The organism is Pseudomonas sp. St316, from assembly GCF_018325905.1.
Classification (GTDB): Bacteria; Pseudomonadota; Gammaproteobacteria; order Pseudomonadales; family Pseudomonadaceae; genus Aquipseudomonas.
The window spans coordinates 6,739,489-6,752,075 of the sequence record NZ_AP021901.1; the positions used below are offsets into that span (position 1 = coordinate 6,739,489).

The window sequence follows — 12,587 nt, forward strand, 5'->3', positions numbered from 1 at the left end:
AGATAACCCCCCTCGCCACCGGGTTCCGCTTCAGGGATGCTTTTGCAACCCGGCAACCGTACGCGGCATGCCCACGAACCCCGGCAAGGCTTCGATCCGCGCCAGCCAGGCCCGCACATTGGCATAGTCCTCCAACGACACATTGCCTTCCGGTGCGTGGGCGATGTAGCTGTAGCCGGCGATGTCCGCGACGGTCGCAGCGTCACCCGCCAGATAAGCGCGGCTGCTCAACTCCTGATCGATGACTTTCAGCACGGTGTGGGAACGGGCAATCACGTCCTCGGCGTTATAGGTCGCGCCGAACACCGTAATCAGCCGCGCCGTGGCCGGCCCCGCATGAATCGGCCCGGCCGCCGCCGACAACCAGCGCTGCACCTGGGCGGCGCCAACAGGATCGGTCGGCAGCCAGCGGCCCTTGCCATATTTGTGCGCCAGGTACACCAGGATCGCGTTGGAGTCCGCCAGCACCACGCCGTCATCGTCAATGACCGGTACTTGGCCAAAAGCATTGAGCGCCAGGAAATCCGCCTGTTTGTGCGCGCCCTTGGCCAAGTCGACGAAGACCTCTTCGACAGGCAGCCCGAGCAACGAAAGCATCAGTTGAACGCGGTGGGAATGGCCGGAAAGCGGGAAGTGATAGTGCTTGATAGGGTTCATGGTCGACTCCGCTGCAAATGACGCCATCAGCACAACGGCGTCGATGGGGTCATCTTCCGCTCCAGACAAAAACAAGAGAATCACCGAGAAATGCAATCCATTGTTTCAGCCAGAGAAACAATGCTTCAACCGCTCAAGGCCGGATGTTCGCGCAACGCACTGACGACAAAATCGACAAAACTGCGGACCCGCGCCGGCGCATTGCGCCCGCCCTGGTACACCACATGGATTGGCAGCGGCGGCAATTCGAAATCGGCCAGGACGATTTCCAGTTCCCCGGCCGCCACGTTGCCTGCCACTTGGTAAGACAGGACTCGCGTCATCCCCAGCCCCAGGCAGGCCGCCGTGATCGCGGCCTGGTTGGCCGTCACCACCAGCCGAGGCACGGGCCGGACGGTCAACGGTTGACCTGAATCGATGAAGGTCCAGCTTTTGACCTGGCCAATGGCCGATGACGCCACCACGGGCATTCGCTCCAAGTCTTCCGGATGCCGGGGCCGTCCGTGGCGCGTGAAGAAATCAGGAGCCCCGCACACCACCCGCCGAACTTCACCGACACGCACGGCGTGCAGGTTGCTGTCCGGCAGCTCGCCAATGCGCAGGGCAACGTCGATGCCCTCCTCCACCAGGCTGACCGTACGATCCAACAACAAAGCGTTGATGCTGACCTCGGGGAACCGGTGCAAGTAATCCACCAGCAGCGGCGTGACGAACAACTGGCCGAACAGCACCGGCGCGGTAATCGTCAACTGGCCACGGGGCTGGACGTGGCTGCCGGCCGCCGAATCCTCGGCTTCCTGTAAATCGCTCAGGATCCGGCGACAGTCCTCGAGAAAGCGCTGGCCGGCTTCGCTCAGGTACACATTGCGGGTGGTGCGCACCAACAATGGCGTGCCGATGCGTTGCTCCAACGCCGCCACCGCCCGCGTGACGCTGGCCGCCGACAGCCCCAGGCGTCGCGCTGCGGCCGAAAACCCCGACTCCTGGGCCACGGCGAGGAAAACCTGCATTTCCTGGAACCTGTCCATCCATCCCCCGATGAGAAATCCTGATACAAGTTTTCTGCGCGTCTCAAAGCAGCGCTACGCGGCCATTGTAGAGGCCTGGGCCAGTGAACCACAGCGTAGCGCAACCAGACACCGGGACATTGGCCCGGCCAGGGGCGATTGCCCTTGGTACCATCCCTGCACATGACAGTTTCATGACCAAATAACCCCCTCTGTGGGAGCGAGCTTGCTCGCGATGACGGTGTGTCAGCCGAGATGAATTCAGCTGATCCGACGCTATCGCGAGCAAGCTCGCTTCCACAGGGTCGTGTCCGTTCAGTGGATTGGTTTCAACCGAAAGGCCTGCTTTTGTGAACGTTCTTTATCGCGCGTCAACCCACCCCAACGCCGCCCTTATCGCCCTGGTCGGATGCGTATTACTCATCCCGATGATCCTGCGCCTGGCCCTCGGCTGGTCCGATCCGCTGGGCTATCTCTCGGACCTGGGTATCGGCGGGTTGCTGATCGTGCTGCTCCATCGTCGGCCCGGGTGGCTGGCGTTCCCGGTATTGCTGGCCTGGAGCGCGTTGACGCTGGCCAGCATCGAGCTGGTCGGCGCGGTCGGGCGGATGCCCAATCCTTCGGACATTCTTTATCTGACCGACCCGCAATTCGTTGAAAACTCCACCAGCGGCGGCTTTGCCCATCCCTGTCTGGCCGCGATCCAGTTGTCCGCGCTGGCGTTCTGGCTGATGACTCAATGGACCGGCCGCCCCCGCCAGGCGCCACGCTTGCCTCGCCACGCCTGGGCCGTGCCCGTGTTGCTCCTGCTGAGCCACGGCGCGCTGCAAGCCTGGCGCCCCAGCGAGGCGGACCAATGGAACGTGTTCAACCTGCCTCACCAACTCATCACCGCCAGTATCGCCGCCGGCCAGGACCAGGCCCGGCAATGGCTCGACGGCGATGCGGTGGACCCAGCCCCGCCGATGGAGGGTCTGACCCGGCTGGACCTCGATGGCAACAGACTGCTGGCCGAACCGGGCCGGGCGCGCAACGTCCTGGTCATCGCCCTGGAGGGCATTCCCGGTGCCTACGTGGGCGCCAACCGCCAGGCCTTGAAAAGCAGCTATCAGGAGAACCTGATGCCGCACCTCAGTGCCTGGGCCGAGCGCGGCATGAACACACCCGATTACGTCCTGCACAGCCACCAGACCATCCGCGGCTTGTACGCGATGCTGTGTGGCGACTACGACAAGCTCGACAACGGCACGCCCAAAGGCGTCGAAATGCTCAACCAGACCCAGCGCAACCAGGCCTGCCTGCCGGCCCAGTTGCGCCAGAACGGCTTTTCCACGCATTTCCTGCAGGGCGCGGGCCTGCGGTTCATGGCCAAGGACCGGATCATGCCGCACATCGGTTTCGACACAACCTTGGGCATGGAATGGTTCACTCGCCCCGCCTACCTGGAGTTCCCTTGGGGCAAGGACGACAAGACCTTCTTCGAAGGTGCGCTGGACTATGTCGGGCAACTGCAACAAACGGACAAACCCTGGATGCTGACCCTGTTGACCGTGGGCACGCACCAACCCTACTCGGCACCGGATGACTACCTGCAACGCTACGACACCGCCAAGCAGGCAGCGGTGGGTTACCTGGACGATGCACTGGCAAACTTCCTGGCGGGCCTGGAACGCCAGGGCATCCTGGACAACACCCTGGTGGTCATCACCTCGGACGAATCCCATGGCATCGACGACGTGCGGCTGGCGTCGTCCTGGGGGTTCAACCTGACCCTGGCGCCGGAGCCGTTGCCCAGGATCAAGTCAGGTACCTATGGCCATGTCGACCTGACCGCCTCGATCCTCGATTACTTCGGCTTTGCGGTGCCCGCGTCGTTGTCCGGCCGCTCGATGTTCAGGGACTACCCGACGGGTCGGGAAATCATGTCGTTCACCAACGGTAAGCTGCGCTATCACAACGGCAAGGGCACCTTTACCGAGTGCGACTTCCTCCAGCATTGTCGTGACTACTCCAGCGCAGGCTTCATTGCCGACCGCGCAACCTACGGCGGGCAATACAGCGGCCAGCGCGCCAGGCTGATCGGCGCCCGGGCCACGGCCCTGGACCAGACCCTGCTGCGCACCCCCTTGAACCAGCATTATCAGTTCGGCAGCGCGGATAAAATCCCGCTGCCGGCCCAGGTCACCAACGACTGGACCGACAACCTGATCGGTGCCCAATACCTGGAAATGCCCAAGGGTTCACAGACCCGCGTCAGCCTGACCATCCGCACTGTGGAGGCTGACCATGCCGCCTACATTTCCCTCAAGGCCAAGGAGTTCGAACAGGATGTATCGATGGACCTGCCCACCGACGTGGCGGTGACACCCGACCAGCCGCTGGTGATGAACATCAGTTTCGACAACCCGCAGCAGCGCAAGGCGTTTTCCTTCCATCTGCTCGGTCACGGGGTCGGCGCCATCGAGATCAGCGACTTCAGCGTCGTGACCGAACTGCCTGAGCAGGCGGACCAGCCGCAATACCTGGACGATATGCAGGAAGACGGCGAGGCCCAATCCAGCTGAACAAAAAACGCGGCTAATCCAGCAACCGATGCAGCTTGGCGTATTGCAACAGCATGATGGTCTTGCCGTCGCAAATCTCCCCGGTCTCGATCATGCCCAAGGCCTGGTCGAGGGGCAGCTCCAGCACTTCGATCTCTTCGCCCTCGGCTTCCAGGCCGCCGCCTTCGTGCAGCTTGTCTTCATCGAAGTACTCGCCGACGAAAAAATGCACCCGTTCCGTCACCGAGCCCGGGCTCATGAAGGCGTCGAATACCTTGCGCACGTCCTGGATGATATAGCCGGTTTCCTCCTGGGTTTCCTTGCGGATGCAGGTGTGCGGGTCGTCGTTGTCCAACAGGCCAGCGCAGGTTTCTATCAACAGGTCATCGTGGCCGTTGACGAAGGCCGGGAAGCGGAATTGCCGGGTCAACACCACGGTCTGCTTGGCCTTGCTGTACAGCAGGATGGTGGCGCCGTTGCCACGGTCGTAGGTCTCGCGCGTCAGTTCGCGCCATTGGCCGTTGCGCCCGAGGTAGTCATAGGTGGTCTTGCGCAGCACGTACCAATTGTCCGAGAGGACTTCGACGTGCTTGATGCGTACGCGATCCTGGATGCCAATTGCCTGTGTCATTGCCCACTCCGTTCGGAACCCGGGGTCCCCTTTGAAAAGTCCATCCGCACCTCTTTCATGCTCACAAAAAAAATCACGATGCCCGATCGTTTTTTCTAGTTCGACAAAACCTGCCCGCTCATTAAATCTTCGACCAGCCCTGAGCCTGCGGGGATTGCACCCATAAAAAAAACCAGACGAGAACTCCTCATGGGCATCAACCTGAAATTCGGCCACAAGATTCTTCTGGGTGCCTGCGTCATCGTGATGGCGGTATTCCTGTCTTTCTCGTTGTTCAACGACCATCGCCAGCAAGCAAGCACCCGCCAAGCACTGCACCGCAACTTACAGGCCACCGGCCAGTTGCTGGGCGCCAACCTCGACAGCTGGCTGGCCGGCCGGATCCTATTGATCGAAGGTGCCGCCGAAACCATCGCCGCCAACCCCACCCCGGAAACGATCGGCGCAATTCTCTCCCAGGACATCATTACAAAGACCTTCATCGCCAGCTACGTCGGCCTTGAAGACAGTCATTTCTTTATTCACCCCGAACGGGTAATGCCCGATGGGTATGATGTTCGCCAGCGTGCCTGGTACAAAGACGCGGCTCGCACCCTTGAACCGGTGCTGACCGAACCCTACATCGGTGCCGGTATTGATTATCTGATCATGACCCAAGCGGCTCCGCTCAAGGTCGATGGCAAGGCCGTGGGTGTGCTGGGTGCAAGCCTGAGCCTGGAACAACTCGCCAAAATCATCAATGCCGTGGACCTCAACGGCATAGGCTATGCCTTCCTGGTCAGCGACGACGGCAAGGTCCTGGTGCACCCGGACAATACAAAAGTGACCAAGACACTCGCCCAAGCGTTCCCCGAAGGCCCGCCAGGCATCAACAGCGCCTTGAATGAAGTGCAGGAAAACGGCCGAACGCGGATCGTCACGTTTACACCGATCAACGGCCTGCCCTCGCTGCACTGGTCCATCGGACTTTCCGTGGATAAAGACAAAGCCTACGCCGCACTCCACGAATTTCGCACTTCGGCGCTGGTCGCCACATTGATCGCCATGCTGGTGACGGTCGGTTTGCTCGGCCTGTTGATCAATGCCCTGATGCGACCATTACGCAGCATGGGCTCGGCCATGCAATCCATAGCCGATGGCGAAGGCGACCTGACCCAGCGCCTGCACAGCCTGTCCCGGGACGAGTTCGGCATGATGGCCGGGGGGTTCAACCGCTTCGTCGAACGTATCCAGCAGTCGATCCGAGAAGTCCTGGCGTCCAGTGTCCAGCTCACCCAATTGGCGGCACAGGTCAGCCAGGCGTCAAACGCTTCCCTGAAAAGCTCTGACACCCAAGCGGCGCTGACCCATAACGTCGCCACGGCGATCAATGAGCTTGGGGCCGCAGCCCAGGAAATCGCCCGCAGCGCCGCTCATGCTTCAAGCCGCGCCTCTGATACCAGGGATCAGACCCAGGAAGGCCAATCGGTGGTGCAACGCAGTATCAGCGCCATGTCGCAACTCTCCTCGCAGGTGGTCAATACCCGCCAGGACATCGAAAGCCTGAATGAGAAAACGCTGAAGATCGGACGTATTCTCGACGTCATCAAAGGCATCTCCGACCAGACCAACTTGCTGGCCCTTAACGCTGCCATCGAGGCCGCCCGCGCCGGAGATGCCGGGCGCGGTTTTGCCGTGGTCTCGGACGAAGTGCGTACGCTCGCCCATCGCACCCAACAGTCCGCCCAGGAAATCCACAGCATGATCGAGGAACTGCAAGCAGGTGCCGGCAGCGCCGTAAGCGCCATGCTCGAAAGCCAGCGTCACAGCGACGACAACGTCACGACCGCCAGGCTCGCGGGGGAGCGACTCAATCGGGTGCTGCTGGGCATCGGCGAGATCGACGAGATCAACCTGTCGGTAGCCACCGCCACCGAAGAACAAACCTCAGTGGTGGACAATCTGGATCGCGACATCAGCCACATCAATGACCTGAACCAGGAAATGGTCGGCCATTTGCAATCCACCTTGCAGGCCTGCACAGAACTGGAAAACCAGTCACGCCGCCTGCAACAAATGGTCAACACCTTCAAGATCTGAGCGTCATTCACAACCGGGTAGGCGGGACGCGGGGCAATGCTCGCTTGTGGGCCGTCTTGAGGTAGGCGCGTTCAATGATCTGTCGCGCCTGCGGCGACACCTCTTCGCCCATCAGATACCCATCGATTTCCTCATAGCTGCAGCCATACGCCACTTCATCCAGCTTACCGGGTGCCAGGTCCTCCAAATCAGCGGTCGGAGCCTTGTGCACCAGAGAGCCGGGGGCGCCCATCGCATCGGCCAACATTCTCACCTGAGTCTTCGTCAACCCGGACAGCGGGGCCAGGTCGCACGCGCCGTCGCCAAATTTGGTGAAAAAACCCATCACCGCCTCCGCCCCATGATCGGTGCCCACCACCAACCCGTTGCTCAGATTGGCAATGGCGTATTGCGCCAGCATCCGCGCCCGGGCCTTGGCGTTGCCTTTGGCAAAGTCGATGAGCTCGGCCGAAGGCTGCAAACCGTCGATGGCGACACTGCCCATCAGCCCGTCGACACAAGCGGCGATGTTGCTGGTGGTGATCAAGTCCGGTCGGATGAAATCCAGGGACGCCTGGGCGTCTTGCTCATCTGCCTGAGCCTTGTAGGGCAACCGGACGGCGATAAAACGCGCCTCGTAGTCTTCATCCCGCAGTTGTTCCACCGCCAACTGGCACAGGCGGCCGGCGGTGAGCGAGTCGACACCGCCACTGATCCCCAGGACCAGGGACTGGCAACCCGATTCGCGCAGGATCTGCTTGATGAATTCGATGCGGCGGGCAATCTCGGTTGCTTCGCCACCCCGTGTGAGTTGACGGTCGATGCCCAGGTCCTGGGCAATGCGTTCTTGCGCAAGCGTAGTCATATCAGGCTCCCAGCTGTGGATTGATCAGGGCGACGTTGAACACTTGGGCGGCGTAGCGCAGAAACGAGGCATCCTCGCAGACGTTCTTGATCGGGTCGTCGGAGAACTTCACGACCGGCTCGCCGTGGACCCGCACCAATTTCATGACGATGCTCAGCGGCTCGACACCGTCGACATCACAGGCCAGGCTGGTGCCCATGCCAAACCCGAATTTGGCCTTGCCGCGAACATGACGCAGGATCGGCAGGCACTTTTCGAAATTGAGGCCATCGGAGAACATCAGGTCCTTGGTGCGCGGATCGATGCCCAGCTCCTGATAGCGCCCCAGCACTTTGTCAGCCCAGACGATGGGGTCACCGGAGTCCTGGCGCAGGCCGTCGTAGAGCTTGGCAAAGTACAGGTCGAAATCCTTGAGGAAGAAATCGGTGCTGATGCAGTCCGTGAGGGCGATGCCCAGGCGGCCACGGTACTCGCGCACCCAGTTCTCCAACGCGGCGTTCTGGCTCTCGCGCAAGCGCCCGAGTTGCTGGTGCACCATCAGCCATTGGTGGGCCATCGTGCCGATCAGGGGAAGATCGAACTCATAGGCCAGGTGCGCGTTGCTGGTGCCGACAAAGACCCCGGGGAAATCGCTGCGCATGACGTTCACCACTTCGCGCTGGGCCCTGAACGACAACCGGCGCCGGGTGGAGAAGTCCGACACACGAAACTCGGCGAGCTCTTCACGGCTGGCGTTTTTCTCCAGCCATTCGAACTTCTGGTACAGCTTGCGGGTGACGTCGGCCAACTCGACTTCGGGGTATTTCTCGCGGTTGCGCAACTCGCTGACCATCGCCAGTACCGGTTGCTCGAACATGATGCAATGCAACATCGGACCACGGACGCGGATGTGCAGTTGGCCGTCGACCTCCGAAACGTGGATGTAGCGCAGATTGAAGCGAAACAGGCCGAGGAACTGTTCGAAGTCCGGTGTCAGGTACTCGCGGAAACGCTTGCTGAACAAGAACCGCTGCTCACCCTCGCGCAGCTGCAACCCGGCCAGTTTCTCCAGCTCGTCCCGAATCTGCGGGATCAGGTGACCGAGCCGCTCCTTGGAACGCACGATGAACTGGTATTCCACTTCTACATTCGGGTGCTGGTGCAAGACCGCCTGCATCATGGTGAAGGTGTAGTAGTCGGTATCCAGAAGACTCTGGATGGTGCCGCTGTTTGAATCGAATGCACTGTCCATGGCTCTTCCTTATGCGTTCGCCAACTGGAGGGTTTCTTCGCGCGTCGCGGTAACCGAGACGCCCGCTTGCCGCATGTCGTGAATGGCTTGAATGGCCCCCTCTTCACTGATGGCCCGGCAGGCCGGGAGGTGAATGATCACCTTGAAGCCAGCGGCAGCCAGTTGCAGAGCGGTGGTCTTGACACAGAAATCCAGCGCCAGCCCGCCAACAATCACCTGCTGCACACCCAGGCCGTTGAGGTACTCGATCACCCCGGTGGACAGCTTGCCGTGCAGGTCGTGATAGCACGCGCCGTAGGGGTGCAAATCCGGCTCGACCCCCTTCCAGACGAAATAGTCGTAGTCGTAGGGAGTCGGCAGTTGGTCCAGCAGGGCGAAACCTTCGGTGCCGGGAACGCAGTGGCTGACCCAGGTGATGTCGGCGTGCTCGAGCCCGGTTGGCACGAACATCTGTGCGTGATCGGCGACCACCCACGGGGCCAGGGGCGAATGGGCGTCCTTGCTGCCGATACGGAGGCTGGCCAGGGATGCGATGAAATTCAGCTCACCGGCAATCTGGTCGCCGCCCGGCACCGGAAGCTCATCGGGGCATAGCGGCGTAAAGCTCTTTTGCGCATCGACATCGAAGGAAGCGGTTTTCCGGGTCAGGCTGTTCATACTGGGTTTCTCCTCTTCATGGCTGCAACAGTACACGTCATGTACTTTAACGACAAGCCTCGTTTGCGAAATATTTTCACGCATACATTCAAAAAATAAGGAAAGCATGGATATGTCGCTACAGATTTCGATGCTAAAGTACACGTCACGTACCAAATGAGGATAAGCCATGTTCGAGATTGCGCTTTATGGCGGTGCCTTCAATCCCCCGCACGCCGGCCATGCCCAGGTGATGATCGAAGCCTCCCGCCAGGCGCGGCGCGTGCTGGTGGCGCCCAGCTTCAGGCACCCTTGCGGCAAGCGAATGGTCGACTATGAAGTTCGCCTGAACTGGCTGGAAGCGATCGTCGAAAACATCCAGCCGCTGTGCCATGCCGAAGTGCGCGCCAGCCGGGTGGAGCAGATCGTGGCCCGTGGCGTCGAAGGCGCCATCTACAGCTACACCCTGCTCGCCCACCTCGCCGACAGCCTGGCGCTGGACGGCAAGCGCATCGCCTTGGTGGTGGGAGAGGATGTGGCGGACCAGTTGCCGAGGTTCTATCGCGGCCAGGCATTGCTGGAGCGTTTTTCCATCCTGTGCGTGGAGGAAAGGATCCATGTACGCAGCACGTTGCTTCGCGAACGCCTGGCGTTGGGCGAACCGTTGCCCAGCCACTGGATGGCACCCGGCATGGACCCGTTAAACTATGACCTTTATGCGACCCACGGAAACCGACATGCCGAATAGCCCAGCTCCCGCGCGCGATTATCTGCACACCATCGACCTCTGCGTGCTGCGCTTCAATCGGCAAGCCCAGGCCATTGAAATCCTGCTGAACCGCAGGGAAGCCGAACCGTTCACCGGGCATTGGGCGTTGCCTGGGATCGTGGTCAATGGAGGGGTCGAGGATCTCACGCTGAACGACGCCGTTGAGCGCCTGCGCCACTCGAACAAGGTGGGGATGCCACTGGCCTGGATCGAACAGGTCGGCACCGTCGGCGACGCCTTCCGCGATCCGCGCTGCTGGTCGTCCTCGACGTTCTACCTGGCGATTGCCAGTGATGCGGTCGAGCTCGCCGAACACCAGGGATTTTTCCCGCTCAAGGACGTGGCGGATGCGTCGATAAAACTGCCCTTCGATCACAACAGCCTGGTGGCGGCGGTCCACGAGCGGCTGTTGTCCAAAGCCCTCTATAGCAGCCTGCCACTGATGTTCCTGGGCCCGGAATTCAGTGCGCCGGAAGCGGTGGGCATTTTCTCGGTGGTGCTTGATCGCCCGGTGCTCAAGACCAGCATGCGCCAGCGTCTGCTGAAGATGACCGAGGCAGGCTACCTGCAAGAGACCGGTCGCAAGAAAAGCGGCGACGGCGGCCGCCCGCAACGCACGGTGGAAAACCTCAAGCCGGGTAGCGTTTACCTTTTCGATCGTTGTTTTCTGGAGTAGCGCCTAGTGGGCAAACGCAAATGCTGGCGCCCTCCACTGCACCGAGTATCGGAGCGGAGGCTAGCAGCGGCCGACTCGATCACTCCAACCCGGCCGTGAAGACCTTGCCGGGGTTCATCAGCCCGGTCGGGTCCAACGTGCGTTTGATGGCACGCATCAACTCGATCTCCAGAGGGTCTTTGAAGCGGACCGCCGCCTCTGGTTTGGCCTGTCCCAGCCCATGTTCGGCACTGATGCTGCCGTTGAAGGCCGTCGTCATCCGGTAGATGACTTGCATGATCGCGTGCTCCCGGGCCTTGAACGAGGCGTCCGTGTCGCCAAGCGGTTTGCTGATGTTGTAGTGCAGGTTGCCGTCGCCCATGTGGCCATAGGAAACAATGCGCACGCCCGCAAAGTCCTGTTGCAGCGCGCAATCGGTGCGCTCGATGAATTCCGGTATCCGGCTCACGGGCACACTGATGTCGTGCTTGAGACTAGGGCCTTCATGATTCTGCGCCTCGGAAATACCTTCGCGCAGTGCCCACAGCGCTGCGGCCTGTGCCTGGCTGCTGGCCAATACCGCATCGAGGACCCAACCCTGCTCGAAGGCATGGGCCAGGCCGTTTTCAAGCAACAGCGTCAAGGGCGCGTCGGGCACCGTGTCGCGCAACTCGATCAAGGCGTACCAAGGGTGCTGCGCTTCCAGGGGGTCACTGCAGCCAGCCACATGGTCCAGGACAAAGTCCAGACTCTGGCGCGACATCATCTCGAAGCCCGTCAAGCGGTCGGCGCACAGGCTGCGAACATGGCCGATCAAGTCCACCGCCGCCTGCGGCGAAGGCAGCGCGACCCAGGCGGTCGCCGTGCTGTGGGTCGCCGGGAACAGTTTGAGCACCGCCGCGGTGATGATACCCAGCGTACCCTCCGAGCCCATGAACAAATGTTTGAGGTCATAGCCGGTGTTGTCTTTACGCAAGCCCCGCAGCCCATTCCAGACGCGACCGTCGGGTAGTACCACTTCCAGGCCGAGGGTCAGCTCACGCATGTTGCCGTAACGCAGCACCGCCGTGCCGCCGGCATTGGTGGCCAGATTGCCGCCCACCGTGCAACTGCCCTCCGCCCCCAGCGACAGCGGAAACAGGCGACCGGCCTGGCTGGCGGCCTCCTGTAGTTGCTGCAGTATCACCCCGGCCTCGACCGTGATGGTTTCATTGGCCAGGTCGATTTCACGGATGCGCTTCATCCGGGTCAAGGACAACACCAATTGGTTGCCAGAGGCATCAGGGATCGAGCCGCCACATAACCCGGTGTTGCCGCCCTGCGGCACCAAGGCAACCTGGGCTTCATGGCAGATGCGTACAACCTGCGCCACTTCGTCGGTCGTCGCCGGGCGCACCACCAACGCCGCCTGGCCTTGATAGGCGTTACGCCAGTCCGTCAGATAGCGCTGCATCAACTGCGGGTCACGCACCAGCCCGGCCTGCCCGACCACCCGCTCGATGCGCTGGAGTACTTCATCACTCAAGGATGACATC

11 protein-coding genes are annotated in these 12,587 nt (G+C 61.3%); 4 read left to right on the top strand and 7 right to left on the bottom strand.

The genetic code is table 11. From position 1 onward, the window contains the following. Positions 1 to 30: 30 nt before the first annotated feature. Positions 31 to 657 carry a glutathione S-transferase family protein gene (locus tag KI237_RS30100; RefSeq protein WP_212798245.1) on the bottom strand — a complete coding sequence of 209 codons (627 nt, stop codon included), beginning with the start codon at positions 655 to 657 and terminating at the stop codon, positions 31 to 33. A gap of 125 nt (positions 658 to 782) precedes the next feature. Beyond that, positions 783 to 1,685, bottom strand: a complete 903-nt coding sequence (locus KI237_RS30105; RefSeq protein ID WP_212798246.1) for a LysR family transcriptional regulator — start codon at positions 1,683 to 1,685, stop codon at positions 783 to 785. A 329-nt stretch (positions 1,686 to 2,014) separates the two neighbouring features. Here KI237_RS30105 and KI237_RS30110 point away from each other — a divergent pair, with 329 nt between their 5' ends. Then, positions 2,015 to 4,228: an LTA synthase family protein gene (locus KI237_RS30110; RefSeq protein WP_212798247.1), complete on the top strand. Its 2,214-nt coding sequence runs from the start codon at positions 2,015 to 2,017 to the stop codon at positions 4,226 to 4,228. Between the two features lie 13 nt (positions 4,229 to 4,241). Here KI237_RS30110 and nudK read toward each other — a convergent pair whose 3' ends face one another. Then, positions 4,242 to 4,838 carry a GDP-mannose pyrophosphatase NudK gene (gene nudK, locus KI237_RS30115; protein ID WP_212798248.1) on the bottom strand — a complete coding sequence of 199 codons (597 nt, stop codon included), beginning with the start codon at positions 4,836 to 4,838 and terminating at the stop codon, positions 4,242 to 4,244. A 189-nt stretch (positions 4,839 to 5,027) separates the two neighbouring features. Between nudK and KI237_RS30120 the strand changes: the two genes are divergently transcribed. Next, the gene (locus KI237_RS30120; protein ID WP_212798249.1) at positions 5,028 to 6,917 is read left to right on the top strand and encodes a methyl-accepting chemotaxis protein; all 1,890 of its coding nucleotides are present in this window, start codon (positions 5,028 to 5,030) and stop codon (positions 6,915 to 6,917) included. A gap of 7 nt (positions 6,918 to 6,924) precedes the next feature. Here KI237_RS30120 and nadE read toward each other — a convergent pair whose 3' ends face one another. From nadE to KI237_RS30135, 3 genes are read right to left on the bottom strand one after another with little or no spacing between them, the layout of a single operon-like run. After that, positions 6,925 to 7,761, bottom strand: coding sequence for an NAD(+) synthase (gene nadE, locus KI237_RS30125; protein ID WP_212798250.1), 837 nt, complete (start codon positions 7,759 to 7,761; stop codon positions 6,925 to 6,927). 1 nt (position 7,762) lies between these two features. Continuing rightward, positions 7,763 to 8,992 (bottom strand): nicotinate phosphoribosyltransferase, encoded by a 1,230-nt coding sequence (pncB, locus tag KI237_RS30130; protein WP_212798251.1) that lies wholly within the window; start codon positions 8,990 to 8,992, stop codon positions 7,763 to 7,765. 9 nt (positions 8,993 to 9,001) lie between these two features. Next, positions 9,002 to 9,649 carry a nicotinamidase gene (locus tag KI237_RS30135; protein ID WP_212798252.1) on the bottom strand — a complete coding sequence of 216 codons (648 nt, stop codon included), beginning with the start codon at positions 9,647 to 9,649 and terminating at the stop codon, positions 9,002 to 9,004. 169 nt (positions 9,650 to 9,818) lie between these two features. Here KI237_RS30135 and KI237_RS30140 point away from each other — a divergent pair, with 169 nt between their 5' ends. Continuing rightward, positions 9,819 to 10,376 (top strand): adenylyltransferase/cytidyltransferase family protein, encoded by a 558-nt coding sequence (locus KI237_RS30140; protein ID WP_212798253.1) that lies wholly within the window; start codon positions 9,819 to 9,821, stop codon positions 10,374 to 10,376. Continuing rightward, the gene (locus KI237_RS30145; RefSeq protein ID WP_212798254.1) at positions 10,366 to 11,073 is read left to right on the top strand and encodes an NUDIX hydrolase; all 708 of its coding nucleotides are present in this window, start codon (positions 10,366 to 10,368) and stop codon (positions 11,071 to 11,073) included. Before KI237_RS30140 ends, KI237_RS30145 begins: the two co-directional genes overlap by 11 nt. Before the next feature lie 79 nt (positions 11,074 to 11,152). On the opposite strand, the gene KI237_RS30150 is transcribed toward KI237_RS30145, so the two are convergent. Further along, a complete protein-coding gene (locus tag KI237_RS30150; RefSeq protein WP_212798255.1) occupies positions 11,153 to 12,586 on the bottom strand; it encodes an FAD-binding oxidoreductase in 1,434 nt (477 codons plus the stop codon). Position 12,587 lies beyond the last annotated feature (1 nt).

Excerpts from the sequence above, each read along its gene's own strand:
- KI237_RS30150 (WP_212798255.1), bottom strand. The coding sequence starts at position 12,586 with ATGTCATCCTTGAGTGATGAAGTACTCCAGCGCATCGAGCGGGTGGTC.
- KI237_RS30145 (WP_212798254.1), top strand. The coding sequence starts at position 10,366 with ATGCCGAATAGCCCAGCTCCCGCGCGCGATTATCTGCACACCATCGAC.
- nadE (WP_212798250.1), bottom strand. The coding sequence starts at position 7,761 with ATGACTACGCTTGCGCAAGAACGCATTGCCCAGGACCTGGGCATCGAC.
- KI237_RS30135 (WP_212798252.1), bottom strand. The coding sequence starts at position 9,649 with ATGAACAGCCTGACCCGGAAAACCGCTTCCTTCGATGTCGATGCGCAA.
- nudK (WP_212798248.1), bottom strand. The coding sequence starts at position 4,838 with ATGACACAGGCAATTGGCATCCAGGATCGCGTACGCATCAAGCACGTC.
- KI237_RS30140 (WP_212798253.1), top strand. The coding sequence starts at position 9,819 with ATGTTCGAGATTGCGCTTTATGGCGGTGCCTTCAATCCCCCGCACGCC.
- KI237_RS30120 (WP_212798249.1), top strand. The coding sequence starts at position 5,028 with ATGGGCATCAACCTGAAATTCGGCCACAAGATTCTTCTGGGTGCCTGC.
- KI237_RS30105 (WP_212798246.1), bottom strand. The coding sequence starts at position 1,685 with ATGGACAGGTTCCAGGAAATGCAGGTTTTCCTCGCCGTGGCCCAGGAG.
- pncB (WP_212798251.1), bottom strand. The coding sequence starts at position 8,992 with ATGGACAGTGCATTCGATTCAAACAGCGGCACCATCCAGAGTCTTCTG.
- KI237_RS30100 (WP_212798245.1), bottom strand. The coding sequence starts at position 657 with ATGAACCCTATCAAGCACTATCACTTCCCGCTTTCCGGCCATTCCCAC.